The 24,143-nt window shown below is 65.4% G+C and carries 24 protein-coding genes; 10 read left to right on the top strand and 14 right to left on the bottom strand.

Features of this window, described 5'->3' with window-relative positions:
* Nucleotides 1-164: 164 nt before the first annotated feature.
* From QTI66_RS23630 to QTI66_RS23605, 6 genes are all read right to left on the bottom strand, one after another.
* Entirely contained in the window at nt 165-1,148 is a 984-nt protein-coding gene (locus tag QTI66_RS23630; protein ID WP_286562407.1) for a YcjF family protein, read from the bottom strand.
* A 78-nt stretch (nt 1,149-1,226) separates the two neighbouring features.
* Nucleotides 1,227-1,559 (bottom strand): hypothetical protein, encoded by a 333-nt coding sequence (locus tag QTI66_RS23625; protein WP_286562494.1) that lies wholly within the window; start codon nt 1,557-1,559, stop codon nt 1,227-1,229.
* A gap of 78 nt (nt 1,560-1,637) precedes the next feature.
* Nucleotides 1,638-2,192 (bottom strand): cytochrome b/b6 domain-containing protein, encoded by a 555-nt coding sequence (locus QTI66_RS23620; protein WP_286562405.1) that lies wholly within the window; start codon nt 2,190-2,192, stop codon nt 1,638-1,640.
* Between the two features lie 23 nt (nt 2,193-2,215).
* Nucleotides 2,216-2,521, bottom strand: a complete 306-nt coding sequence (locus QTI66_RS23615; RefSeq protein WP_286562404.1) for a PepSY domain-containing protein — start codon at nt 2,519-2,521, stop codon at nt 2,216-2,218.
* 38 nt (nt 2,522-2,559) lie between these two features.
* Nucleotides 2,560-3,246, bottom strand: a complete 687-nt coding sequence (locus QTI66_RS23610) for a Fe2+-dependent dioxygenase (protein WP_286562403.1) — start codon at nt 3,244-3,246, stop codon at nt 2,560-2,562.
* A 16-nt stretch (nt 3,247-3,262) separates the two neighbouring features.
* On the bottom strand, nt 3,263-5,623 hold the full coding sequence (locus QTI66_RS23605; RefSeq protein WP_286562402.1) for a TonB-dependent receptor: 2,361 nt from the start codon (nt 5,621-5,623) through the stop codon (nt 3,263-3,265).
* Between the two features lie 261 nt (nt 5,624-5,884).
* Between QTI66_RS23605 and QTI66_RS23600 the strand changes: the two genes are divergently transcribed.
* On the top strand, nt 5,885-6,346 hold the full coding sequence (locus QTI66_RS23600; protein ID WP_286562401.1) for a transcriptional repressor: 462 nt from the start codon (nt 5,885-5,887) through the stop codon (nt 6,344-6,346).
* Nucleotides 6,347-6,504: 158 nt separating this feature from the next.
* The gene (locus QTI66_RS23595) at nt 6,505-7,251 is read left to right on the top strand and encodes a hypothetical protein (protein ID WP_286562400.1); all 747 of its coding nucleotides are present in this window, start codon (nt 6,505-6,507) and stop codon (nt 7,249-7,251) included.
* A 22-nt stretch (nt 7,252-7,273) separates the two neighbouring features.
* Here QTI66_RS23595 and QTI66_RS23590 read toward each other — a convergent pair whose 3' ends face one another.
* Nucleotides 7,274-8,032, bottom strand: a complete 759-nt coding sequence (locus tag QTI66_RS23590) for a GntR family transcriptional regulator (RefSeq protein ID WP_286562398.1) — start codon at nt 8,030-8,032, stop codon at nt 7,274-7,276.
* 103 nt (nt 8,033-8,135) lie between these two features.
* Between QTI66_RS23590 and QTI66_RS23585 the strand changes: the two genes are divergently transcribed.
* The 6 genes from QTI66_RS23585 (at nt 8,136) to QTI66_RS23560 (ending at nt 14,811) form a co-directional block, all read left to right on the top strand.
* The gene (locus QTI66_RS23585; protein ID WP_286562397.1) at nt 8,136-9,512 is read left to right on the top strand and encodes a class-II fumarase/aspartase family protein; all 1,377 of its coding nucleotides are present in this window, start codon (nt 8,136-8,138) and stop codon (nt 9,510-9,512) included.
* A gap of 23 nt (nt 9,513-9,535) precedes the next feature.
* Entirely contained in the window at nt 9,536-10,951 is a 1,416-nt protein-coding gene (locus QTI66_RS23580) for a cation:dicarboxylate symporter family transporter (protein WP_286562395.1), read from the top strand.
* Nucleotides 10,952-10,981: 30 nt separating this feature from the next.
* Complete coding sequence (locus QTI66_RS23575; protein WP_286562394.1) at nt 10,982-11,956, top strand: tripartite tricarboxylate transporter substrate binding protein BugD; 975 nt, start codon at nt 10,982-10,984, stop codon at nt 11,954-11,956.
* 2 nt (nt 11,957-11,958) lie between these two features.
* A complete protein-coding gene (locus tag QTI66_RS23570) occupies nt 11,959-13,350 on the top strand; it encodes a class II fumarate hydratase (RefSeq protein ID WP_286562393.1) in 1,392 nt (463 codons plus the stop codon).
* 58 nt (nt 13,351-13,408) lie between these two features.
* The gene (locus QTI66_RS23565; RefSeq protein ID WP_286562392.1) at nt 13,409-14,479 is read left to right on the top strand and encodes an MBL fold metallo-hydrolase; all 1,071 of its coding nucleotides are present in this window, start codon (nt 13,409-13,411) and stop codon (nt 14,477-14,479) included.
* Between the two features lie 125 nt (nt 14,480-14,604).
* A complete protein-coding gene (locus QTI66_RS23560; protein WP_286562391.1) occupies nt 14,605-14,811 on the top strand; it encodes a type II toxin-antitoxin system VapB family antitoxin in 207 nt (68 codons plus the stop codon).
* Between the two features lie 118 nt (nt 14,812-14,929).
* On the opposite strand, the gene QTI66_RS23555 is transcribed toward QTI66_RS23560, so the two are convergent.
* The 4 genes from QTI66_RS23555 to QTI66_RS23540 all read right to left on the bottom strand — a co-directional run bounded on the left by QTI66_RS23555 (nt 14,930) and on the right by QTI66_RS23540 (nt 18,356).
* A complete protein-coding gene (locus tag QTI66_RS23555; RefSeq protein ID WP_286562390.1) occupies nt 14,930-16,054 on the bottom strand; it encodes an MBL fold metallo-hydrolase in 1,125 nt (374 codons plus the stop codon).
* A gap of 126 nt (nt 16,055-16,180) precedes the next feature.
* On the bottom strand, nt 16,181-17,458 hold the full coding sequence (locus QTI66_RS23550) for a c-type cytochrome (RefSeq protein WP_286562389.1): 1,278 nt from the start codon (nt 17,456-17,458) through the stop codon (nt 16,181-16,183).
* Nucleotides 17,455-18,168: a c-type cytochrome gene (locus QTI66_RS23545; protein ID WP_286562388.1), complete on the bottom strand. Its 714-nt coding sequence runs from the start codon at nt 18,166-18,168 to the stop codon at nt 17,455-17,457. The genes QTI66_RS23550 and QTI66_RS23545 overlap by 4 nt, the downstream gene beginning before the upstream one ends.
* Nucleotides 18,168-18,356: a DUF2970 domain-containing protein gene (locus QTI66_RS23540; RefSeq protein WP_286562386.1), complete on the bottom strand. Its 189-nt coding sequence runs from the start codon at nt 18,354-18,356 to the stop codon at nt 18,168-18,170. Before QTI66_RS23540 ends, QTI66_RS23545 begins: the two co-directional genes overlap by 1 nt.
* 95 nt (nt 18,357-18,451) lie before the next feature.
* On the opposite strand from QTI66_RS23540, the gene QTI66_RS23535 reads away from it, so the two are divergent.
* Together QTI66_RS23535 and QTI66_RS23530 are read left to right on the top strand one after the other, a co-directional pair.
* Nucleotides 18,452-19,870: an aminotransferase-like domain-containing protein gene (locus QTI66_RS23535; protein WP_286562385.1), complete on the top strand. Its 1,419-nt coding sequence runs from the start codon at nt 18,452-18,454 to the stop codon at nt 19,868-19,870.
* Nucleotides 19,871-19,998: 128 nt separating this feature from the next.
* Entirely contained in the window at nt 19,999-21,483 is a 1,485-nt protein-coding gene (locus tag QTI66_RS23530; RefSeq protein ID WP_286562384.1) for a P-loop ATPase, Sll1717 family, read from the top strand.
* A gap of 380 nt (nt 21,484-21,863) precedes the next feature.
* On the opposite strand, the gene QTI66_RS23525 is transcribed toward QTI66_RS23530, so the two are convergent.
* From QTI66_RS23525 to QTI66_RS23515, 3 genes are all read right to left on the bottom strand, one after another.
* Nucleotides 21,864-22,295, bottom strand: coding sequence for a hypothetical protein (locus QTI66_RS23525; protein ID WP_286562383.1), 432 nt, complete (start codon nt 22,293-22,295; stop codon nt 21,864-21,866).
* Between the two features lie 144 nt (nt 22,296-22,439).
* Nucleotides 22,440-22,964, bottom strand: coding sequence for a gamma carbonic anhydrase family protein (locus QTI66_RS23520; protein WP_286562382.1), 525 nt, complete (start codon nt 22,962-22,964; stop codon nt 22,440-22,442).
* Between the two features lie 16 nt (nt 22,965-22,980).
* Nucleotides 22,981-24,138, bottom strand: coding sequence for an alpha-hydroxy acid oxidase (locus QTI66_RS23515; protein ID WP_286562381.1), 1,158 nt, complete (start codon nt 24,136-24,138; stop codon nt 22,981-22,983).
* Nucleotides 24,139-24,143 lie beyond the last annotated feature (5 nt).

Here is a 24,143-nt window from a genome sequence, read left to right as displayed (position 1 = left end):
CCGAAATCGCGCCGTGTGAAATGAGTCGGCATGCAAGGCTTCAAAGCCTTTGCTGATCGGGGCACCCGCCCTTGCCGGGGAGCCCCTGCGCGGCCGCACGCGCGGCTTGTTCTTTGTGCGCAGCGAACCCGTTTCGGCTCTCGCCGAGACGGACTATCCCCACCTTATGCGCCGCGAACCATCGACAGGATCTTGCTCGCGTCCAGCGTGCGCGCCTTCTCCTGCATCGCGGGCAGGTAGCGCGCCTGAAGGCCTTGCGCCTCCTGCGTCACGCTCGCGTAGGCGTCCTTCAGCATCTGCGTCGACAACGTTCGGCCGCCGGCGTAGTAGCGCTTGGCGACGTGGCCCAGCGCATAGGTGGTCGCAAAGCTCAGTCCCGAGCTGACGGCCTGGTTGCCGACACCGCGAAGCAGTCCGCCGCCGATCTTCCCCAACAGGCCGCCCAGCAGCTTGCGTCCGGCCTGCTCGAGATACTGCGACGTCAAGCCGACACCGACCGTAGCCAGGAAGTCCTTCACGTGGCCGGTGTCGAGCTCGTAGCCGTGCGCCTGGCCGATGCGGTAGACCAGCTTCATCTGCAGCGGAATGATGGCCATGGTCGAGAGCGTTTCGGGCAGCAGTTCCAGTGCGCCGTTGAGGATGGCCGCGTTGAGGATGGCCTGGTCGAGTTCGGCCTCGTTCACCGCGTTGACCGGTGCGACCGGCGCAGCGGCCGAAGGCGCCGCCGTCACGACGGAAGGCGTTGCCGCCGCAACGACCGCCGGCGTCAGCGGCACCGCGGCGATCGCCTCCGCCTGCTGCGCAAACGCTGTCGATGCCGCGGCGTCGAGGCCCAGCGTGCTGCGCACTTCCGCCAGGAACTTGCGCTCCGGTTCGGACTGCGTGCCATCGGCATCGCACACGCACACCGCCATCTCATAGGCCAGTTGCCTGGCGTCCGTGCCTTGCAGGTCCGCGGCCACGGAGGAGAGCGACACGCGCTTCATCAGCACGTCCTGATAGAGCGTCGGCAGATGCACGCCGTCGGCCTGCGACAAGCCTTCAGCAATGCGCTTGATCTCGGCGCGCTCGCGCTCGTGCTTGTCGCCATCGACGAAGGCGGCCAGCAGGCTCAGCGTCACGATGGCTTTGGTTTCGGATGGGGTCACGGTGCGGTCTCTCCGGTTAAAGGGACCTTGTTCGTTCAGCGTGAGCCCCGAAGGTTCCGGCCTGCGCCCGCAATTCGCTCAGCGCGGCGGTGTTTCCGCCTTGGCGCTGCGGATGCCGGCGATCTGCCCGCGCACGACCTTCCAGAAATTCTTGCTGTCGTCGAGCAGGCGCCATGCGTTGGAGCGATGCGCCAGCACGCCGACTTCCGGCAGCACGTCGCGCAGGTTCTTCAGGCCGAGCAGCTTGGTGTACTTGCGCACGGTGGCCGGACTGTGGATCAGGAAGATCACGCGCCAGCCGTAGTGCCGGCCAATGAGCAGCATGCCGATGGCGCTTTCGAGATCGTTCAGCTCGCCCTGAAAGCCGTCGACCGCGCGATCGACGATCTTCAGGATCTGATCATCTGTCATTGCCACGGGGGAACTTCCTGCACTGCACCATAGGTGCGCAATGGTAAAGCACCGTGAATGGCGCGCGGGGTCGCGCCATCAGGGCGCAACAGGCTTGTCGTGCTCGCTCGTGCGCTTGCGACCGCAGACCATCGCCGCCACCAGGTTTTCGCGATGGCGCCAGCTCGTGAACACGACGCCGGCAAGGTGAAATGCCACCAGCCCCACGAGCGTCCATGCCGAAACGCGGTGCGTCATCTCGACCCACGCCAGCCCCCAGAACCGATCGGTCGTGTAGAGGATGCCGCTTGTGCACACGACCGCAATGCACAGCAGCAGCGTCAGCACCATCCAGCCGCCAAGCGGGTTGTGGCCCAGGTAGCGACGCTCTTCGCCACGTGCGATGTCCCGCATGTAGCGCAGCACCACGCCGGGCCCGTGCACAAAGCTTGCGAATCGGGCGTGTCGGCTCCCGATCCATCCCCATGCGCTGCGCGAACCTGCGATGGCGAGCACGACATAGCCACAGGCGATGTGCAGCGACAACCTCTCTTCGCCCGCCCACCAGCACAGGGCGATGGACGCCACCAGGCCCCAATGCAGAACCCGTTGCAACAGGTCCCACACCTTCACGCTGCCGTTGGCCTGCGACATCGCGCGCCGTGCTGCTGCTGCGCCTATTCGGGCTGCTTCACTTCGCCGATCTTGGCGAAGGTCTTGGGATGGAAGAAGGCCTCCACGCGGCGGCCGGTGTTGTCGAAGCCATAGACCTCGTAGCAGCCGTTGAAGTTCTTGACCTGGCGAACTTTCCAGCCCTCGTCCTTGAGCTTTTGCTGCAATTCCATTTGCGGCTTCATTTCTTCCTTGGGGACCGGGTCGCAGCGCACCGTGTCGTGGTTGACGATCTGCGCGAAGGCAGCGCCGCACAGGCCCAGGGAAAGCGCCGCAACGGCGGCCAGGACGGAGACGAATCGTTGGATCATGAAAGTTCTACCTCGATGCGAGGAATGCCGCGCCGGACTCAGGTGTCGAGCCACATGCGAAGCAGGTTGTGATAAGTGCTGGTGAGGCCGATCACGCCGCGATCGGTCTCGCCGCAGGTGCTGCGCAAATGGCGCAGGTGGTTGTCCATGTCGAACAGCAGCCTGCGCTGCTCGTCGCTGCGCACCATGCTCTGGATCCAGAAATAGCTCGCCACCCGAAAGCCCCGCGTCACGGGCTCGACCCGGTGCACGCTGGTGCCCGGATAGATGACCATGTCGCCGGCCGCCAGCTTGACGGTCTGCTCACCGAAGGTGTCTTCGATGACGAGTTCGCCGCCGTCGTAGTCCTGCGGATCGCTCAGGAACACGGTGCAGGACACGTCGGTGCGCACGCGGCCTGCGCCGTTGCGCAGGAAGCGCACCGAGCTGTCCACGTGGTTCCCGAAGCTGTTGGACGCACCGCCGTAGCGATTGAACAAGGGCGGCGAGATCTGCTTGGGCAAGGCGGCCGAGAAGAAGATCTGGTGCCGCTCCAGGCCGTGCAGGAGCAACTGTTGCACGGCGCGGGTTTCGTCGCAGTCTTCGCGCAGCTGCTCGTTGTTCTTGGCGCGCGCCGACTGCTCGCCGGCCGTGAGGCGACCGTCTTCCCAGGGCGCCCTGGCAAGGATCTCGTTGGCACGACGAAGCTCGTCGCGGGTCAGGACCTCTGGGATTCGCAGCAGCATGGTGCAAGTCTATGGCTTAGAAGCGCACCCCGACGGTCGCCTGGTAGGTGCGTTGCTGGCCCGCGATCACGAAGCCCGGATACAGCTGGTCACCATAGAGCCGGTTGGTGATGTTGGTCACGTTGAACTGCGCGAACACGTCGGGCGTGAACTTGTATTCGAACATCGCGTCGCCCACCAGGTAACCGGGCACGTAGTTGGTCGTCGACGCCGCACCCGTGACGCCTTGCAGCGGACGGTTCTGCGATGCGCCGCGCAAGCCGCCGGCCATGCGCAGCTTGGGCGTGGCCTGGTAGCTGATCCAGGTCGCGCCGCTGTGCTTGGGCGTCAGGCCCACATCCGATCCGACGACGTTGGCGTTCGTGCTGCCGATCTTGTCGATCTTGGCTTCCGGGATGTAGGCGTACGACACGTAGATTTCCCACTGCGGCGTGAGGCGGCCGACCATCTCGAATTCCAGGCCCTGCGAATGGCGCTTGCCTGACAGCAGGTAGCTGGTGTTGGCGAAATCGGAGTCGGTGGTGCGTTCGTTGTACTTCTCGGTGCGGAAGAGGGCTGCGCGCGTCGAGAGCTTGCCGTCGAGCCAGTCCAGCTTGGCGCCGAGTTCGATGTTGCGGCTTTCTTCAGGCGGCGTGTTCGCGTCCTTCGGCTGCACGTACTGGTAGGTGTCGGCCGCGGTGTTGAACGAGGTGCTGTACGAGAAGTGGTACGACTGCGTGGGCGACGGCTGGTACAGCACGCCGGCACGGTAGCTCCACGGCGATTCCGACAGGTGCGACTGCGCAATGGCGCCGGGCGTCGTGGTGTTGGTGTTCGGGTAGGTGATCTGCGAGAAGTCGCCCTTGAAGTTGTCCCAGCGCACGCCGCCCAGGATCTTCCAGTCCTGCGACACCTGCACCAGGTCCTGCAAGTAGGCGCCGAAGTTGTTGGCCGAGTAGTCGCTGGTCGGGCGGTATACCGGGCTGACCGGCAAGGTGCGGCCGTCGTTCGGGTTGCCCACTGTCGTGTAGCCCTTGTAGTAGTTGGTGCCCACGATGCCCCAGGCGCCAAAGCGGTCCGCCGTTTCGTGCGACGCGTCGATGCCGGTGAGGATGTTGTGGCGCATGCCGCCCCAGTTAAAGGCGTTGCTGTAGTCGCTTTGCAGGTAGGTGCCGTTGTACTGGTCCTTGCGCGGCGCGAGACCCAGGCCGTAAACGTAGGTGCCCTGCGACAGGTTCGACGCGTTGACGGTGCCGGCGGCCGGGCACGCCGCCTGCTGGCCGGCTGCGTTGGTCGTGGGAATCCGGTTGCAGAAAGCGCCCGTCGTGCTCCACTGCGAACGGTCGAACTGGCCGCTGCGAATCTGCGTCTTCAACTCGCCGGCGTCGTCGAAGCGGTGGATCCAGTAGGCGTTGCCATAGGCGGCCTTGCCCTTGAGGTAGTCGCTCTGGGTGCCGTAGAAGTTGCCGGGCGAGATGTCGGGGATGGTGCCTTGCGCCACGCCATCCTTGAAGGTGCCGTTCTGCAGGTAGCGCTGGCTCGACATCGGCACGTTGTCGACGTTCAGGTAGAAGGCGCCGATCAGGAATTCATCGCGCGAGCCGATGCCCCAGCTGTAGCTGGGCGCCACGCCGTACTTGTCGATCTTTGCGCCGTCGTTGTCCGCCTTGTTCCACATGGCGTTGATGCGCAAGGCCGAGTCTTCGCCCACGCGCTTGTTCAGGTCTGCGGTCGTGCGGTAGAAGCCGTTGGAACCCACGGTGCCGATCAGGTCCGTCTCGTCTGCCAGCCAGGGCTTCTTGGTCACCTGGTTGATCACGCCGCCCGTGGAGCCACGGCCGAAGATCATCGAGGCGGAGCCGCGCAGCACTTCCACGCGGTCGAGATTGAAGGTGTCGCGGTCGTACTGCGAGGGGTCGCGCATGCCGTCGATCAGCAGGTCGCCCACGGTGGCCACGGGGAAGCCGCGCAGGCGGATGTCCTGGTCGGTGCCGTTTTCAGTGGCGGCGAAGGTGATGCCGGCGGAGTAGTGCAGCGCGTCTTTCAGGGTGTCGAGCTTGGCGTCTTCCATCAGCTTTTCAGTGATGACGTTGATCGACTGGGGGATGTCGCGGATGTCCTGGTTTCCCTTGCCGATGTTGGTCTTCTTCGTCTGGAAGCTGTCCTTGCTCTGGATGTCGGCCTGCTCTTCCACGGTGATGGTGGCGAGCGAGCCGCCCTGTGCCGGCGCGGCGGGCGTCTGGGCCCAGCTGCTGACGGAGGCCGCCAGCATCATCGCGCCCAGCGGAAATGCCGCGAAGGCTGCAGGCGCCGCCGCTGACGCGGTTTCGGTGGACAGGGGACGGACGGTTGCAGCGGTGCGCTGCGCCGCCACGCGGCGGCGAGAAGTTCGAGCCAATTTGGCCTCCAGTGGACGCGACCGTGTCGCGAAGGGTGGAAGGCTGGCTGTCCGGAGTTCCGGATTGGCTCGCCGATGAAAAGATCGACGCGGAGTATATCGACTCGTTACAAAAGTAGCACGCTGACTTCTACTTCATTCGTTGCTTGTTTCCTGAACACAACACAGGTGAATCCGTCGTTTTCAATACAAATCGTAGTACGCTGCCGTCCTACTTCAGTATGTCAACGACGATGTCTTGCAGCCGCCTCAGGAGAATCCATGCTTGAACTCAGCGCCCCCTTGCGGCCGCGACAGGACATTGCGTCGGGCGAGAGCAAGGGCGTGGACCAGTCGCTCGCCAAGGCCGAACTCATCGCCAGGATTCGCACGGGCCTTGGACGGCAGGATCGGCGCAGGGTCGGCCCGCACCATGCCGACGTCCTGGCCACCCTGCTGGCCATGAAGGTGGCGGCGCCGGATGTGCACGGCATCTACAGGGCCTTGCTCGATGCAGGCCGGGACATGCCCATGTCCAAGGTGTACCGCGCGCTCAAGGTACTGGAAGACGCCGGTGTGGTGCAGCGGGCCTGGATGCCGGGCGACGGGCGGGTTCGGAGCGTCTACTTCGCGATCGAGCGTCGTGCCGAGGCGGCGCTTGACGGCCACGCGATTGCGGTTTGCACGCGCTGCGGCGCGAGCATCACATCCGACGCCTGCCGCACGGAACCGGATCCACGCTGAACGCGCGGCAGGCTCGCGCCACGCAGCGAGCCAGGCCGCCATGCCCCGGCCACTCCCCCGGCCTCTTGGCATTCCGGGAAACTTTGTGACCCGCCAAAGGCAAAATACGCACGCCAATCCGGCTGCCCGGGGTCTCCTCCCTTACACAGCATTCGTTCATGTTCGAGGCCTTTGTCGTCATCACCCGAGAGTCGTGCGAACTGCTTTTGGTCATCCTTGCGCTCACGGGCGCAGCGCGCCACGGCGGCAGGCCCGAGCTGATTCGTTGGGCGCTCGCGGGCGTCGCGTGCGGCATGGCAGCGGCCGCGGGCATCGTCGCCGCGTTGCCGCCTTCCGGCATGAACGAATGGTTCGACATCGCGCTCACCTTTGGCTTCGGACTGTCGCTGGCGCTGGTGTCCTGCGGGACGATGGCATCGGTGGCGGGCATCGGCGTTCACGCCACGCGGGTGCTGGAATCCTGGTATTCGCAGCGCGCAACGGGCGTGGCCGTGCTCGCCTTTGCAGCCTTCAGCGCATTGCGCGAGGCGCTCGAGGCAGTTCTGCTCATCCGTTTCATCTCGGCGCAGGAGCCGCTCGCGGATGTGGCAGGGGGAGTGGCGCTGGGCTTGGCCGCATGCGCCCTGCTGGCACTGGCGTGGCGGGCACTGGAGGTGCGCCGCGGCACGCACTGGGCGTTCAGGTTGTCCGCGGTGATTCTCTTTGTGCTGGGCACGCAGATGATGATCGAGGCTGTGGCCGAGGTCCTCGTGCGTGGGGTGGGCGGCGCAGGTTCGGCCCGGTTGGGCCATGCGTTGATGCCCTACCTTGAAAACGGTGATCGCAGCTGGATGCTGTGCGCGGCATTGGCCCTCATTCCGCTGGCGGTGTGGACGCGCGCCTGGTGGCGTCGCGCGGGGCGCTGAAGAACTGCCGGCCGCTGATCGCTCAGACCGGCGCGCGCTGCAGCCGCATCGACACCGAAAACCGGTCGGCCGGATGCACCGACACCGACACCTCGAACACCTGCCCCTGCGCGTCGAAGTAGCGGCGCAGGATCTTCAGGGCCGATGAGCCCACCTTCAGCTTGAGCGCCCTGGCCATCGCCGCGTCCTCGATGGAGAACGCGCGCACGTCCTGATGGATCTCGGCAATGTGGCGGTCATAGCGCTCCTCGATGAGCGAGCTGATGAGCGTGTCGGGCGAATCCCTCACCACGTCCGCAATGTCCGCATAGGCCGGGTCGATGTACACGTCGGTCCATCCGATGGGTGCGCCGCCGTCGTCGCCGACCATGCGCAGGCTCGAGATCCGCAGCCATGCCGTGCCATCGGCGCAACCCAGTTCGCGGGCGAGTTCGCCGGCCACTGTCTGCTGCTCGATGGATTGCACCACCCGCAGGTGCTCCTCGCCGAACTGCACCAGGTCGTCCACCGACGCCAATGAAGGCCTGAAGCTCGCCCGCGGCTTGGCGGACACCACGCGCGTGCCCACGTTCTTGCGCCGCGTGACCAGGCCCAGCTGCTGCAACTCCGCCAAGGCTGCGCGCACGGTATGGCGGCTGGTGCCGTAGTGCTTGCACAGCTCCAGTTCGGTGGGCAACAGCGCGCCGACAGCGAAATGCCCGGAGCTGATCGCCTCCGTCAGGTGACGGGCGATGTTCGTGAAGTTGGCCTTTTGAGGGGCGGGATCCAGCAGTTCAGTCATGGGCAGGCGTCAGGGTATACCCCAGATGTGGTTATGTCCGAACATATTACAGTCCTATATGTCCGAACATATTGTTCTCTCTTCACTTCTCCAAAGGCACCCCATGTCGACTTCATCGCTTCCCATGGCCAGCACGGTCGTTGATTCCATCCTGTTCCGGGATGCCTTCGGAACGCAAAAGATGCGCACGATTTTCTCCGACGGCGCGTTGATCCAGCGCTATATCGACGCGGAGATTGCCTTGGCCCGCGCCGAAGCGCGCTGCGGCGTCATCCCGCAGGAAGCGGCCGACGTGATTGCACGCGAATCGAAGATCGAGCGCATCGACTTCGACCACATGCGCGAAGAGACCGACATCGTGGGCTACCCCATCCTGCCGCTGGTGCACCAGATGGTCGCGATGTGCGGCGAATCCGGCCGCTATGTGCACTGGGGCGCGACCACGCAGGACATCATGGACACGGCCGTCGCGCTCCAGGTGCGCGACGCGCTGGACAGCATCGACAGCGACATCCGCGAACTGCGCGGCATCCTGGCATCGCTCGCGAAAAAGCATCGCGACACGCCCATGGCCGGACGCACGCATTTGCAGCAAGCCTTGCCCGTGACCTTCGGCTACAAGGTCGCGATCTGGCTGGCAATGTTCGACCGCCATCAGCAGCGCATCGCAGAGCTTCGTCCTCGCGTGGCGGTCGTCGAATTTGCCGGTGCCGCGGGCACGCTCGCGTCGCTGGGCGACAAGGGATTCGAGGTGCAGAAGGCGATGGCCGCGGAACTGAAGCTCGGTGTGCCGGCCACGACTTGGCATGTGGCACGCGACGGCTTTGCAGAAGCGGTGAACCTGCTGGCGCTGGTCACGGGCTCGCTCGGCAAGATCGCGCTGGACATCATGATCATGGCGTCCACCGAATTTGCCGAGGTGTACGAGCCCTTCGTCAAGGGGCGCGGCGCATCGAGCACGATGCCGCAAAAGCGCAATCCGATCTCCAGCGAACTGATGCTGGCTGCTTCCAAGGCAGTGCGCCAGCACGCAGGCCTGATGGTGGATGCAATGGTGCAGGACTTCGAGCGCGCCACCGGGCCGTGGCATGCGGAATGGATTGCGATTCCCGAGAGCTTCATCCTCACCTCCGGCGCACTGCACCAGGCCAAGTTCGCACTCGGCGGCCTGATCGTGGACGAAGCACGCATGGCGCACAACCTCGGCATCACCAAGGGCCTGATCGTCGCCGAGGCCGTGATGATGGGCATGGCGCCGCACATCGGCCGCCAGCAGGCGCACGACGTGGTCTACGACGCCTGCCGCGCGGTCAATGAAAAGGGCGGCACGCTGGCCGAAGCGCTGGCGGCCCTGCCCGAAGTCACCAAGCACTTCGACCGCGCCACCATCGACCGCCTCACCGACCCCGCCAACTATCTCGGCCTGGCGCCGCAGATGGTCGACCGCGCGCTGGCGCTGTCCGCCGAAGTCAGCGCCTGAAGCCCCGCACCGGAAAGACAACCATGACGAACACATCCACGCCCGGGGCCGTGCTGACGGCGCCCGCGAAAAAGCTGCCCTGGTATCGCAAGCTCGGCATGCAGGTGCTGCTGTCGCTGATCCTGGGCATCGTGGTCGGCTTTGCATTTCCGAAGTTCGCATCGCAACTCAAGCTGCTGGGCGACATGTTCCTGTCGCTCATCAAGGCCGGTGTGGCGCCGCTGGTGTTCCTGACCATCGTGCACGGCATCGCGTCGGCCGGCGACGTGAAGAGCGCCGGGCGCGTGGGATGGCGCTCCATCGTCTACTTCGAGATCATCTCGACCATTGCGCTGTGCGTCGGCATGCTGGCCGGCAACCTGCTGGAGATCGGCAAGGGCATGACGACGGTCGCAGGCGGCTCAGCCGCACCGATCGCCAAAGCCGCAGCGGCGCCACAAGGCTTCCTGGAGTTCATGGCGCACATCGTGCCGGACAACTTCGTGGGCGCCTTTGCCAAGGGCGAGTTGCTGCAGGTGGTGGTGCTGGCCGTCATGGTCGGCATCGGCATCCTGGCGATTCCCGAAGGGCGTCGCGAGAAGGTCAACGGTGGGCTGGACTACATCTCCGAAGTGCTCTTCTCCTTCATCAACCTCGTGATGAAACTCGCGCCCATCGGCACCTTCGGCGCGGTGGCGTATTCGGTGGGCAGCAACGGCAGTGCAGTGCTGGTGGCGCTCGCGGAACTGGTGCTGAGCTTCTATGCGGTGATCGCACTGTTCATCTTCGTGGTGCTCGGCCTCATCGCGAAGATCGCGGGCTTCAGCCTGTGGCGCTTCCTGCGCTACATCAAGGACGAGATCCTCATCGTGCTCGGCACGGCTTCCTCGGAAAGCGCCCTGCCCCGCCTTCTCATCAAGCTGGAGCGCCTGGGCTGCGCCAAGCAGACGGTGGGCCTCGTGCTGCCCACCGGCTACGCCTTCAACCTGGACGGCACCTCGATCTTCATGGCAATGGGCGTGATGTTCATCTCGCATGCCTGGGGTGTGCCGCTGTCCTTCGACCACCAGATCGGCATCCTGCTGCTGATGCTGCTCACCTCCAAGGGCGCGGCGACGGTGTCGGGCGGCTCCTTCGTGGTGTTCGCGGCGACGGTAACTTCCACCGGCATTCTTCCGGTCGAAGGCCTCGCTGTGATCTTCGGCGTGTACCGATTCCTGTCGATGGCCATTGCGACCTGCAACACGGTGGGCAACAGCGTCGCCGTGGTGGTGGTCGCCAAGTGGTCCGGCACCTTCGACCCGAAGGTTGCGGAGCGCCACCTGTACCCCGAGCGCTACCCCGCCACTGCCGCTGCCGATGCGCAACTGGACGACGGCAACCTGCTGCCGGAAGACATGAGCGACGCCAATCCGCATCCCACCGGCATCGACATGCACGCGCCGGCTCCGGCCCGCTAAGCCCCCATTCAACTCTCCAAGGAATTCATCATGAAGCCGAACTGGAAACTCGCCGCACTGTCTTTGATGCTGGCCGCAGGCAGCGCGATGGCGCAAAGCTACCCCACCAAGCCCGTCACCTGGATCGTGCCTTTTTCGGCAGGCGGGCCGACCGATGCGCTGGCGCGCAGCATCGCCGAGCGCGTGGCGCGCGAGATCGGCCAGCCGATCATCATCGACAACTCGCCCGGCGCGGGTGGCACGGTGGGCGCGGCCAAGGCGGCGCGTGCGCAGCCGGACGGCTACACCATGCTGGTGGGCCACATGGGCTACATGGGCGCAGCGCCGGCCCTGTACAAGAAGCTCAACTACGACCCGGTGAAAGACTTCGCGCCCGTGTTCCGCTTTCCCGACACGCCGCTGGTGCTGATGGTGCGCAAGGAGCATCCCGCCAAGGACATCAAGGCGCTTGTCGACTTCGGCAAGGCGAACCCCGACAAGCTTTTCATCGGCAACGCAGGCGTTGGCTCCAGCTCGCACCTGATCGCGGCGCTCGTTGCTTCCACCGCCGGCATGAAGATCTCGCAGGTGCCATACAAAGGCGCCGGGCCGGCGCTCATCGATGTCATCGGTGGCCAGATCGACGGCATGTTCGACCAGACCAACACCGCCCTGCCCCAGATCAAGGAAGCCAAGGTGCGCCCGCTGGCCGTGACATCGAAGGTGCGGCTGCCGCAACTCAAGGACGTGCCCACGCTCGCCGAGACGGTGCTGCCCGGCTTCGAGGCCTCGACCTGGTACGGCATCTACGCACCCAAGGGCACGCCGCAACCGGTGCTGGACAAGGTGCAGGCGGCTTACCAGAAAGTCATGACGGACAAGGCCTTCACCGACAAGATGGCGGAGCAGGCCATTCAACTGTTGCCGGCCGAGCAATACACCGGCGCCGCACTGGGCAAGCACACCGAAAGCGAAGTCGCACGCTGGAAGGTCGTGGCAGCCAAGACCAACATCTCGCTGGACTGAACATGGGCCCGGCACGCATCGAGCACGACGCGTTCGGCCCGGTCGAGATTCCCGGCGACCGGTATTGGGGCGCGCAAACGCAGCGCGCGCTGGGCGTGTTCTTGATCGGCGAAGAGCGCTTTCCGGCATGCCTCATCCACGCTTTCGGCTTGCAGAAGATGGCAGCGGCGCGTGCCAACCTGCGTTGCGGAACGCTGGCGCCGAATCTGGCCGAGCCGATCGTGGCGGCCGCCGACGAGTTGCGGGATGGGCGATTCGATGCCCACTTCCCGCTCACCGTGTGGCAGACGGGCTCGGGCACGCAGACCAACATGAATGCGAACGAGGTCGTCGCGAACCGGGCCAACGAACTGCTGGGCCAGCCCTTGGGCACCAAGTCCCCGGTGCATCCCAACGACCACGTCAACGCATCGCAGTCATCCAACGACAGCTTTCCGACGGTCATGCATGTCGTGACGGTGCTGGAACTCGAAGAGCGGCTGAAGCCTTCGCTGCAATTGCTGCGGGCCAGCCTGAACGGGCGCGCCGCGGCCTTTGCCGATGTGCTGAAGATCGCGCGGACCCACCTGATGGACGCGGTGCCCATTACCATGGGCCAGGCCTTCGACACCTTTGCCCGCCAGGTCGGCCACGGCATCGACCGCATCGACGCCGCGATGCCGCGGCTCCTGTCGTTGCCACAGGGCGGAACAGCGGCAGGCACCGGCTTGAATGCACCGCCCGATTTCGATGTGTTCTTCTGCGAGGAGATCAGCGCGCTCACCGGCCAAACCTTCGCTCCGAACCCGTCGAAGTTCGAGGGCATGGCCGCACACGACGCGTTGGTCGAAGCGTCAGGCGCGCTCAACGTCATTGCGACTTCGCTCATCAAGATTGCCAACGACGTGCGCTGGCTTGGATCGGGTCCGCGTTGCGGATTGGGGGAGCTGAAGATTCCGGACGACGGCCTGACCAGTTCCATCATGCCGGGCAAGCGCAACCCGACGATCGCGGAAGCCCTGGCGCAGGCCTGCATGCAGGTCGTGGGCAATCACGCAACCATCACGCTGGCCAACGCATCGGGCAACTTTGAGCTGAACGTCGCCAAGCCGGTGCTGATCGCCAACCTGCTGCAATCGATCCGCGTGCTCGCAGACGCATCGCGCGTGTTTGCCCATCGGCTGGTCGATGGTCTCGAAGTCGACGGCCCGCAGTTGGCCCGCAATGTCGAGAACGCCTTGCTGCTGGTGACGGCGCTCAATCCGCTGCTGGGTTATGACAAGGTGGCACGGATCACCGCAGAGGCGCTCGAGCAGGGAGTTTCCCCGCGAGCGGCCGCCTTGTCGCTCGGATTGCTCGACGAAGCGACTTACGACAGGATGGTCGATGCCGCGAAGATGGTCCGCCGGCAGTAAGCACGACCGTTTCAAGAATCGCCCGATCCCGCTTAAGCTCGCGCGCATGAAAACCGGCATGCGCCTCCTCCTGGCTTCCACGGTGCTCGCAATCGCGGCTTGCGGCAACACGGGCGGTCACTGCGAATCGCCCTTTGCGGCTTCGCCCCAGTTCAAGGGCTGCACTTTTCACAACATCCCCAACCCGGACGCGCGCCCGACGGAAAACGCGATGAAGATCTGGTCGCGCTTCGTCTTCGGCACCAAGACGGCGACCGAGCCGGTGGACCGCATCCCCGTGCGGCCGCTGACGACCGCGCAGCTGGAGTCGCTGGACCCCAAGGCCAACCACGTCGTGCGGATCGGGCATTCCACGACGCTGCTGAAGCTGGGCGGCCGCTACTGGCTGACCGATCCGATGTTCAGCGAGCGTGCATCGCCCTTTTCATTCATGGGGCCCAAGCGCTTTCATGCGCCGCCGATCGGATTGCAGCAACTGCCACCCATCGACGGGGTGATCGTTTCGCATGACCACTACGACCACCTCGACGAAGCGTCCATCGCTTTTCTGGCAACGCGAGCGCAGCGCTTTTTCGTACCGCTCGGATTGGGCCAGCGACTGGTGGACATGGGTGTGCCGCGCGAGCGCATCACCGAGCTCGACTGGTGGCAGTCCGCCAGGCTGGGCGAGGTGCAGATCACCTCGACACCCTCGCAGCATTTCTCGGGCCGCACCCTGTCGGACCGCGACTCGACGCTGTGGACCTCGTGGGTGATCGATGGCGGCGGGCAGCGCATCTTCTACAGCGGCGACTCGGGCTACAGCGCGAGCTTTCGCAGCATCGGCGATCGCCTGGGCCCCTTCGACCTGGCCATGATCGAGAACGGCGAATACGACGCATGGTGGCCTTCGGTGCACATGACGCCGGCGGAGACCGTGCAGGCATCGCAAGACCTTCGCGCCAGGCTGCTGCTGCCCGTGCACAACAGCACCTTCGACCTCGCCTTCCACACATGGCACGCGCCGCTGGACGGCATTGCCGAGCAGGCGGCAGCGAAGAAGGTCGACCTGGCCACGCCGGAGTTCGGCGAGGTGGTCACCATCGGGCAGGCGCGCAGCAATGTGCGGTGGTGGGTGGGGTTGAAGTAGGCGACGCGTCGCGTTGTCCGACGCCGGAGACACGCTGCGAAGGTGCAGGAAATTCTGAATACCAACGGGCTTGAGCGCCAAAATCGGCACCTGTGGCATCGGTCTTGAATGCCCAAGGAGCCCGCATGAGTATCACGCTGACGATTGACGACGCACTCTTTGAGAGGGCTGTGGAAGTTGCCGACCCCGGAATGAGTCCGTCCGACCTGCTGCGCGAAGCCGTTGAGACCTTCATTCGCGTACAGGCCGGAAAGCGCCTTGCCGCGCTGGGCGGAACCGAACCGGACTTGCTGGAAGTACCACGGCGCCGCCCTGAGGCACCCACTCGATAAATGTGCTGGTCGAAACCTCAGTGTGGATTGATCACTTCCGAAAACGGAACGACGGCCTGCTCGGGTTGATGATTGGGGCGGCCAAGGTGATCGCCCATCCGATGGTGATTGGGCAGGTTCAATCCAGCGGCCACGACATCGCCTTCGGCAACACTGGCACCTCGGGCGTCTCGCGGCCGGCTTGCGGTGCGCCCGTGTCCACGCCGCGCCACCAAGCCTCGACCTTGCCGTCCGCATGCGCCGGTTCAAACGCCTCGCCCAGGCGCGGCATGACGAGCTGCGCGCCCGTGGTGGGAGCAAGGCGCAGCAAGGTCTCGGGCGGCTGGTCCCAGTCGTGCGTGGCGAGGGCGAACGTGCCCCAGTGCACCGGCAGGAAGGCGCCGCCGCCGAGAAGCCCGTGCGCCTTGAGCGCGTTTTCCGGACCAAGGTGGATGTCGCCCCAGGCGGGATGAAAAGCACCGACCTCCAGCATCACCAAGTCAAACGGACCGAGGCGCTCGCGGATCGTGCGGTATTCATCCGTCAGGCCGGTGTCGCCGCTGAAGAACACGCTGTGTCGCGATGAGCGAATGGCGAGCGAGGACCACAAGGTGGCGTTGCGGTCTTTCAGGCTGCGGCCGGAGAAATGCTGCGATGGCGCGGCAGTCACCGTAACCTCGCTGCGCGGCAGCTGGTAAGACTCCCACCAATCGAGCTCCACGATGCGCTCGGCCCGCACGCCCCACGCCTCGAGGTGCGCGCCGACGCCAAGCGAGGTCACAAAGGGCACGTCGCGCTTGGCCAGCTCGCGAATGGTCGGATAGTCGAGATGGTCGTAGTGGTCGTGCGAAACAAGCACGAGGTCGATGGGCGGCAACGCGCGCAGTGACACCGGCATGGGCTGGAATCGCTTGGGGCCGACGAGCCGTGAGGGCGATGCCCGCGCGCCCCAGACCGGATCGGTCAGCAGGCGCAAGCCTTCGATCTCGATCAGCACCGTCGAATGGCCAAGCCATGTGGCGCGCAGGCCGCTTTCGGGTGCTTTGGCCCAAGCCGGCAAGGGATCCATCGAAGGCAGCGGACCGCGCGGCACCGTCCTTTCACCGCCGCAGATGAACTCGCTGATGGAGGGCATCTTCGCCTCAGGATCCCGCAGGCCTGGGGCAATCGGATGCACGTTGCGAAAGCTCTCACCGCTCCAGCGCGGCGACGCCTTCACGCGTTCAAGCCGCTCGCCTTGCGCTCTCTTGCCAAGTGATTTCACGTTGTGCTTCCTGTGGAGCGCCGTGGGTGCAAGGCACTGCGGCGCGGTTGAACGCTCGGCACAAGTTTATAGATCCTGGACGCAGGACGATCCCTTCCGACCGGCAGGCGCACCGACGCCGTGCGCTCAACGTCGCAGGGTGTCGCCCGACGTAACGGCGGGCGCGTCATTGCCCCACGAAGCGCGCACATAGGTCAGCACGGCGGCGATCTGCGAATCGTCGAGTTGCGATCCGAATGGCGGCATGCCGGCGGGGCGTGGGTTGCCTTGGGTCGTGGGTGGGTAGCCGCCGAGCCGAACGATCTGGATCAGGTTGGCCGGATGGGCCGCCGTCACGCCCCGGTTGCCCGCCAGCGGCGGAAAGTCGCCCGCCTTGCCCTGCCCTTGGTCTCCGTGACAGTAGGCGCACTGCTGGTCATAGACCTTTGCGCCGCGCGCCATCGTGGCGGCGTCGCGCCGCATTGAAGCAGGCCGCGGCGCAGGTGCTGGCACGGCAGCCGTGGGCAAGCGCTGGAGGTAGGTGGCGATGGCGTCCACGTCGGCATCCGCCAGATGCTGCGTGCTGTTGAACACGACGTCCGCCATGGGACCCATTGCCGCACCGCGTGGCGAACTGCCGGTCTTGAGGAACTGGGCCAACTCGCCCTGCGACCAATGCACTTGCCCATCAGCCGATGCGGACACGAGCGATGGCGCCAACCACGCATCGACGGGTGTGTTGCCACCCGAGAGCCCCACGCTCTTCACCGTGGCGCCCAGCGAATCCCGCGCGCCATGGCATGCGATGCAATGCCCCAGCCCGCCGACCAGATAGGCCCCTCGATTCCACGCTGCTGACTCGGTCGGCGCGGGCTCGAAGCCGCCCGGCCGGAAGGCCACCGCACGCCACACCGCCAACGCGGCCTGCGTGTCGTAGGGAAATCGCAGGGCATGCGCCTTGTTCGGCGTCTCCGCGGGCGGCACCGTGCGGAGGTAGGCGTAGATGGCATCGGAATCCCCACGCGTCACCGTCGTGAAGCTGGGATAGGGAAAGGCGGGATACAGCAGGCGTCCATCCCTGGAACGGCCGTTGTGCATGGCACGCCAGAACTCCGCTGCGGACCACTGGCCAATGCCATGCGTCTTGGACGACGTCAGGTTGCTCGCGTAAACCGCGCCGAAGGGCGTGTCGATGCCCACGCCGCCTGCGTAGGGCACACCGCCGCGGGGCGTGTGGCAACCCGCGCAGTTGCCGGCCAGGGCGAGGTAGCGTCCTCGCTCCACCATGGCGGGTGAGCTTTCAAAGGCGGCCGCGTGGCTTGGGAGTTCGTCTTCGCCTTGCACGTTCAGCATCACGACAGCGAGGACTGCGATCGACAGCAATGCCGCCAAGGCTGCCAGCGCGTAGATGGCAGAGCGCCTCATGGTTGCACCGCACTGCATGGCATCGGCAGCGACGCCGGCACGCTGTTCAAAGGCTTGGCCTTGGCGTCGGCGGGCACGGGTTGCAGCGCGAGCCAGCTGGCGACGGCGTTCACGTCGGCGGCCGTCAGCTTTCGCGCCACTTCGGACATGCAGTCCGGCGCCTTGGCATGCCGGTTGTCGTCCAGCCAATCGCCCAATTGCGATGCCAGGTACAGGCGCGGCAGGCCGACAAGCCCGGGAATGCCGGGCTGCACGCCCGTGAGTGCGGCGCCGTGGCAACTGGCGCATGCGGGAATTCCGCGCACCGGGTCACCGGCGCGCACCAGTTGCGCACCCCGCGCCAGCATGGCAGTGGACGCATCGGATGTTTGCGCGACCGTGGGATAAGGCAAATCGAGATCGGCAAAGTATTGAGCGATCTCCTTCAGGTAGTCGTCCGTCATGTTGCGCACCAGATGGGCCATGTCCGAATTCAATCGACGTCCGTCCCTGAAGCTTTGCAGTTGATTGAAGAGGTAACCCGCCGGCTTGCCGGCCAGCCTCGGAAAGTAGGCGGCTGCGCTCACAGCACCTTCGCGGCCATGACAAGCAATGCACGCAGCGACCTTGGGTTCCATGGCGCTGTTGGCGGCGCCCTGTGCCCACGCCGCGCCGGCGCTCAACGCGACAAGCACGGTCACCAGCGCCCGTTGCAGCAGTCGGTACGCCATCACGGCGCGACAACAAAGCGCACGAGCGCAATGAGAGTCCCGACGAACATCAACACCAGCACGAACGCCACCGCCAGCAGCGGCAACAGGCCCACATTGGCCGTGCGAACTTCCGCATCGGCACGACGGCCGCCCAGGCCGATGAAGCTCCACAAGACGGCGCGCAGGGTACGAAGGAAGATGGACATGCCCCAACTATGCCGCCCTGCCCTTCAAAAAAACAGATTCAGTTTCCTGAGAATTTTGCGTATCAGATCTCAGCGTGCGCAGCACAATCCGGGACATGAAGCGATACGAAGCCCTTGCCGCCGACATGGAGGCGTCCATCCGCAACGGAACGCTGCGAACGGGCGACCGGCTGCCCTCCGTGCGCCACACCGGCGAAAGCCGCGGCGTGAGCGCATCCACCGTGTTCAAGGCCTACTACCTGCTGGAGGCGCGCGGCCTCATCCGCGCCAGGGACCGCTCGGGCTACTACGTTGCGCGCGGCGGCAAGCGCGAAGCGCTGCCGGAAGCCGAGGCCACCTCGCGCCCCGTGGAACGCGCCGTGCCGCTGGACGTCAGCGACCATGTCTTCGAAATCCTCGAAGCGAGCATGACGCGCAAGGTCGTGCCTTTTGGCTCGGCCTTTCCAAGCCCTGTGCACTTTCCCCTGGAGCGGCTTGGGCAGTTCATGGCCCGCAGTGCAAAGTCACTTGATCCATGGAGCACCGTCGATGACCTGACGCCCGGCAGCGCCGCACTGCGCCGCCAGATCTCGCTGCGCTACCTGGCGGATGGATTCCAGGTGCACACCGATGAGATCGTCATCACCAACGGTGCGCTGGAAGCGCTCAACCTCTGCCTGGCGGCGGTGACGCGGCCGGGGGATTCGGTCATTGTCGAATCGCCGACCTTCTATGCGGCGCTGCAGGCATTGGAGCGCCTCGGCCTCAAGGCCATCGAGGTACCGACGCATGCGCGCGAGGGCATCGACCTCGACGCGCTGGAGCGCGCCATCGTGCGTCGCAAGCCCGCCGCGTGCTGGCTCATGACCACCTTCCAGAACCCGCTGGGAAGCTCGATGCCGCAGGACAAGAAGCAATCGCTCGTCCAACTGCTGGCGCAGCACGGCATTCCGCTGATCGAGGACGACGTGTATGCGGAGCTTTACTTCGGCGACAAGCGTCCCTTGCCGGCGAAGGCCTTCGACGCGCAAGGGCTGGTCATGCACTGCTCCTCCTTTTCGAAGTCGCTCGCGCCGGGCTACCGTGTGGGCTGGGTCGCGGCGGGGCAGTTCGCGCGCAAGGTCGCGCACCAGAAACTCACGACCACGCTCAGCACCTCCGCGCCCACCCAGGCGGCGTTGGCGGGCTATCTGGAAAGCGGCGGCTTCGACCGGCATCTGCGCAAACTGCGCCATGCGCTCGCGACGCAGCAGACCACGTTCATGCAGGCACTGGGCCATCACTTTCCGGCCGGCACGCGCGCCACGCGTCCGCTGGGCGGGTACTTCCTGTGGGTCGAGTTGCCGAGGCAGGTGGATGCGCTGGAGGTCCATCGGCGCGCGCTGGCACTGGGCATCAGCGTGGCGCCGGGTCCGATTTTTTCGGCGACGCGTGGGTTCACGAATTGCCTGCGCCTGAACTACGGCCACGTGTGGGACGCGCGCAGCGAAAAGGCGATGGCGTCGCTGGGGCGGCTGATAGCGGAGTTGGCCTGAACGCATTGCCCCGCGGCGGCAGCGCTCAAGCGAAATGCAATAGGCCATGCGCTGTATCCGAATCGCGTGCCGCGTGCGGCCCATCACGAATATCATGAGCCACTTCACGCCCGACCGATGTGGCCCTCATGAAGATCGCGCTCGACGACAAGACGCTCTTCGGCAACGACGCCGGCGAGGACGAGGACGAGTCGGTGCTGATGTCCTACTTCGTCGACCAGCCCGCCTTCGCGGACTTCCTCGACCCCCGGCATCGCCTGTGGATTGCCAACGGCCGAAAGGGCACTGGCAAGTCGGCCCTCATCGTGCGCTTCGCGCATCAGTTGCGCAGCGCGCCAGCCGACCAGCGTGCCATCGTGCTGTCGGTCGTGCCATCGCAACTGGTGGCCATGAAGGAGCCGCCGGCAACGGACAACCACACGCTGCTGGAGAACTACTGGAAGCAGGTGATCTGCGGTGCCATCAACGTGGAGCTGGCGCGCGACATCGGCTTTGCATGGAACGACAACCAGATGGCCCTGGTCGAATCGGCCGAGGTGGCGGGCTTTGCCGGGCGCAACCTGGTGGGTGCGCTGCTGTCGCGGCTGGTCGGCAAGATCAACGTGGGCGGCGTGCTCGACCTGACGCCCACGCCGCGCCCCACCGCCAACCACGAGCGCCTGCTGCAGCGCGTCGACCGCGAAGACGGCTTGAAGCGGCCGGTGTGGTTCCTGCTCGACGACCTGGACGCCAAGTTCCAGAACTCGCCGGCGCAGCAGGCTTTCACCTCTTCCTTTTTCTCGGCCTGCCGCAACCTGGTGAAGGAAACCACTGGCATCGGCATTCGCGCCAGCGTCCGCACCGACGTGTGGGCCAGCCTGACCTCGGCCGAGGACATGGACAAGGTCGAGCAATACCGCACCGAAATCGTCTGGTCCGCGACGCAGCAAAAGATGCTGCTGGCCAACCGGATCCTCGCGTACCTGCAGCGCACGGACCCTGATTCAGACATCGCCCGCACATGGAATAGCCGCGACGACGCCGAGGCGCTGATTGCGCTCGCTTTCGTCAGCCGCATGAAATGGGGGCAGGCCACCGCGCCGGCCGAGCATGTGCTGCGCGTGCTCGCCGGCGGGCGCCCGCGCTGGATCGCTCAACTGTGCCGCATGGCGGGCGCCTTGGCCGCGCGCGACAACAAGGAGCGCGTCGGCATCCACCACGTCACGCAGGTGATGGGCGAGTTCGGCAAGCGGCGGCTGGCGGACCTCTACAAGGAACACCAGTACCAGTTCGGCGACATGCGGCGGCTGGTTGAATGCTTTTCGGGCGGGTCGAGGCGCTACACCACCACGGAGCTTTTGCAGCGCATCGAGGAGCGCTATGTGGGCAAGGCGGGCGAGAAGAACATTCCCCTGGTCGATGGCGTGCCCTTTCGCGACAGCCTGCAGTTGGCGCGCTTCTTGTTCAAGTGCGGCTTCATCAACGGCAACAACGCCGGCAAGACGTCGCTGGCGGTGCCGGAGTTCGTGACCTTCGAGGCGCGGCCCGACCTGCTGGAGGTGGACACGAATCTTGACGACGGCATGACGTGGGAGCTGCAGCCGGCGTACCGCAACATCCTGAACGTCAAGTAGTGCGGGCCGTTCAGAAGCGTTTTGTTTCGAAGACGCCCTGGAAATTGCGGGACGGCATTCGTTATCCGGGCATGCCAACCCCTGAACATCAACACGCACTACGAGGAGCACGAAATGGAACGCCTTGCGTATAGCGCATTGGTCCTGCGCGCCCGCCGGGTTGGAGTGCCTGGCACGGCCATCGATGACACCAGCTTCGCTCTCACCCAGGGCGGTTATCGATTGCGCGGCAGCGGGAGTCGGTCTTCAGCTTAAGCATGGTTCATCGCGCGGCGATGCTCCATGCAATTGGAGCGCCGACGCCAATCCTTGGGTCTCATGAAAAGAGCCGCGGCATGCCGACGAAGATCGAGGCCAAGCCCTTGCGCCACTTCCATCCCCTACCCGCCAATCATCAACAGAAAGCGCCGCCCATCCGTCCCCTGGCACTCGCCCTGTCCCTTCCCGAACGAGGTAGCGAAAAAGCACTGGATGGCGCGGCCGTCGCTGGAGGTCATGATCGCGCGCCCGCCTCCGCCGCCGGTGCCCGTCGACAGGCCGACGCCGCCGCCCGTGCCGCCCCAACCAAAGCTGCCGACGCCAAGGCCAATGCCGACATTGGGAGGATCGCTGTAGTTGCCGGCGTAGTGCGTGCCGTCGATCGTTGCTTCGATCTGGCCCGTGGCGCTGTTCCACGTACCGGGGTAGCTCTTGCCGCCATCGAGAAGCTGCAGGCTGCCCGAGCACGCCGTCAACAACGCAATGCCGGTCAGGACGGCAACGACGCGAAGCGCTCGATGTCGCAACGTGAAGGAAGCATGAAGCTCGGCCATGCCGCATCATTGTTGCGATGCCAGGCCGGCGGCGTAGGAAGCCGTCGCAAGCGCGTATAGGGCGACCCTGATTTCAACGATGGAGCGGCCAAATCCAAAGGCCGCGCCAGCGTACCCGCGCTCATCGAGTACCGCCGCCGGCAATCAACCCGCCGGCTGAAGCGTCACCTTGTAGCGCTGCGCACGCTCCACATAATCGTGCGCGTTGTTCCCCAGACCCGCAATCTCCTCGCTGCGCAGTTCGCGCACGACCTTCGCCGGGCAACCGACGATGAGCACGTTGTCCGGGAACACCTTGCCCTCGGTCACCACCGCGCCCGCACCCACGATGCAATGCCGGCCGATTTCGGCGCCATTCATGATGACGGCCTGGATGCCGATGAGCGATCCGTCGCCGATCTGGCAGCCGTGCAGCATGGCCTGGTGCCCGATGCTCACGCGCTTGCCGATCTTCAGCGGAAAGCCGATGTCCGTGTGCAGCACCGCACCTTCCTGCACATTGCTGTCCTCGCCGACTTCGATGCGCTCGTTGTCGCCGCGGATGACGGCGTTGAACCACACGCTGGCACGCCGCGCGAGCGTGACGGCGCCGATGACGGCAGCGCCGGGTGCGACCCAGGCGCCCTCGTCGATCCGGGTTTCATAAGGGGGCAGGCTGAAGATGGCCATGTCTGTTTCCTGAGTCTCAAGGTGCCAATGGATAAGTGCCCGCCACCAGAATGCGGCGGTCCACGTTGCGAATGTCGGTGTGCCCGCAAAAGGCCATGCTGATGTCCAGCTCCTTGTGCAGGATCTGCAGCATGCGCGTGACGCCTGCCTCGCCCATCGCACCCAAGCCATAGGCCATGGCCCGTCCGACCATCGTGCCGCGGGCGCCCATCGCCCAGGCCTTGAGCACGTCCTGGCCTGAACGGATGCCGCCGTCCATCCACACCTCGGTCTTTGCGCCGACGGCATCGGCGATGGCGGGCAGTGCCCTGATGGAGGACGGCGCACCGTCGAGTTGCCTGCCGCCGTGGTTGCTGACGACGATCGCGTCGGCGCCGGCGTTCACCGCGAGTTCGGCATCCTCGACTTCCATGATGCCCTTGAGGATGAGCGGGCCGTCCCAGCGCGCGCGCACCCACGCAACATCGGCCCACGACAGGCGCGGGTCGAACTGCTCGACGGTCCATGCCGAAAGCGAGCGCATGTCGCTGACGCCCTCGACGTGGCCCACCAGGTTGCGAAAGGTGTGTCGCTTCGTGCGCGCCATCGCCAGGCACCAGCCGGGCTTGGTGGCGAGGTTGATGAGGTTGTCCAGCGTGGGCCGCGGCGGTGCGGTCAGGCCGTTCTTCAGGTCCTTGTGGCGCTGACCGATCACCTGCAGGTCCAGCGTCAACACCAGCGCGCTGCACTTCGCGGCCTTGGCGCGGTCGATCATCCGCGCCATGGCGACGCGGTCGCGCATCATGTAGAGCTGGAACCAGAAGGGCGCGCTCGTGTGCTCGGCGATGTCCTCGATGGAGCAGATGCTCATCGTCGACAAGGTGAAGGGAACGCCGAACTTCTCGGCCGCGCGCGCCGCCAATATCTCGCCATCGGCGTGCTGCATGCCGGTGAGCCCCACCGGGGCAATCGCCACCGGCATGCTGGCCACCTGGCCCGCCATGGTCGTGGCCGTGCTGCGGTTCTCCATGTTGACCGCCACGCGCTGGCGCAACTGGATCGACTGGAAGTCGCTCTGGTTGCGCCTATAGGTTTCCTCGGTCCACGAGCCCGAATCGGCGTAGTCGTAGAACATGCGGGGCACCCGCCGCTTGGCGAGCACGCGAAGGTCTTCGACGCAGGTGATGACGCTCATGGTGC

This window comes from Variovorax brevis (assembly GCF_030317105.1).
GTDB lineage: Bacteria > Pseudomonadota > Gammaproteobacteria > Burkholderiales > Burkholderiaceae_C > Variovorax > Variovorax brevis.
Note: the sequence above shows the minus strand (reverse complement) of the source record. Positions and strands in the feature narration are given on the sequence as shown.

Excerpts from the sequence above, each read along its gene's own strand:
- QTI66_RS23545 (WP_286562388.1), bottom strand. The coding sequence starts at position 18,168 with ATGGCGTACCGACTGCTGCAACGGGCGCTGGTGACCGTGCTTGTCGCG.
- QTI66_RS23575 (WP_286562394.1), top strand. The coding sequence starts at position 10,982 with ATGAAGCCGAACTGGAAACTCGCCGCACTGTCTTTGATGCTGGCCGCA.
- QTI66_RS23520 (WP_286562382.1), bottom strand. The coding sequence starts at position 22,964 with ATGGCCATCTTCAGCCTGCCCCCTTATGAAACCCGGATCGACGAGGGC.
- QTI66_RS23560 (WP_286562391.1), top strand. The coding sequence starts at position 14,605 with ATGAGTATCACGCTGACGATTGACGACGCACTCTTTGAGAGGGCTGTG.
- QTI66_RS23595 (WP_286562400.1), top strand. The coding sequence starts at position 6,505 with ATGTTCGAGGCCTTTGTCGTCATCACCCGAGAGTCGTGCGAACTGCTT.
- QTI66_RS23565 (WP_286562392.1), top strand. The coding sequence starts at position 13,409 with ATGCGCCTCCTCCTGGCTTCCACGGTGCTCGCAATCGCGGCTTGCGGC.
- QTI66_RS23615 (WP_286562404.1), bottom strand. The coding sequence starts at position 2,521 with ATGATCCAACGATTCGTCTCCGTCCTGGCCGCCGTTGCGGCGCTTTCC.
- QTI66_RS23515 (WP_286562381.1), bottom strand. The coding sequence starts at position 24,138 with ATGAGCGTCATCACCTGCGTCGAAGACCTTCGCGTGCTCGCCAAGCGG.
- QTI66_RS23540 (WP_286562386.1), bottom strand. The coding sequence starts at position 18,356 with ATGTCCATCTTCCTTCGTACCCTGCGCGCCGTCTTGTGGAGCTTCATC.
- QTI66_RS23580 (WP_286562395.1), top strand. The coding sequence starts at position 9,536 with ATGACGAACACATCCACGCCCGGGGCCGTGCTGACGGCGCCCGCGAAA.
- QTI66_RS23600 (WP_286562401.1), top strand. The coding sequence starts at position 5,885 with ATGCTTGAACTCAGCGCCCCCTTGCGGCCGCGACAGGACATTGCGTCG.
- QTI66_RS23570 (WP_286562393.1), top strand. The coding sequence starts at position 11,959 with ATGGGCCCGGCACGCATCGAGCACGACGCGTTCGGCCCGGTCGAGATT.
- QTI66_RS23625 (WP_286562494.1), bottom strand. The coding sequence starts at position 1,559 with ATGACAGATGATCAGATCCTGAAGATCGTCGATCGCGCGGTCGACGGC.
- QTI66_RS23550 (WP_286562389.1), bottom strand. The coding sequence starts at position 17,458 with ATGAGGCGCTCTGCCATCTACGCGCTGGCAGCCTTGGCGGCATTGCTG.
- QTI66_RS23535 (WP_286562385.1), top strand. The coding sequence starts at position 18,452 with ATGAAGCGATACGAAGCCCTTGCCGCCGACATGGAGGCGTCCATCCGC.
- QTI66_RS23620 (WP_286562405.1), bottom strand. The coding sequence starts at position 2,192 with ATGTCGCAGGCCAACGGCAGCGTGAAGGTGTGGGACCTGTTGCAACGG.
- QTI66_RS23610 (WP_286562403.1), bottom strand. The coding sequence starts at position 3,246 with ATGCTGCTGCGAATCCCAGAGGTCCTGACCCGCGACGAGCTTCGTCGT.
- QTI66_RS23590 (WP_286562398.1), bottom strand. The coding sequence starts at position 8,032 with ATGACTGAACTGCTGGATCCCGCCCCTCAAAAGGCCAACTTCACGAAC.
- QTI66_RS23585 (WP_286562397.1), top strand. The coding sequence starts at position 8,136 with ATGTCGACTTCATCGCTTCCCATGGCCAGCACGGTCGTTGATTCCATC.
- QTI66_RS23530 (WP_286562384.1), top strand. The coding sequence starts at position 19,999 with ATGAAGATCGCGCTCGACGACAAGACGCTCTTCGGCAACGACGCCGGC.
- QTI66_RS23525 (WP_286562383.1), bottom strand. The coding sequence starts at position 22,295 with ATGGCCGAGCTTCATGCTTCCTTCACGTTGCGACATCGAGCGCTTCGC.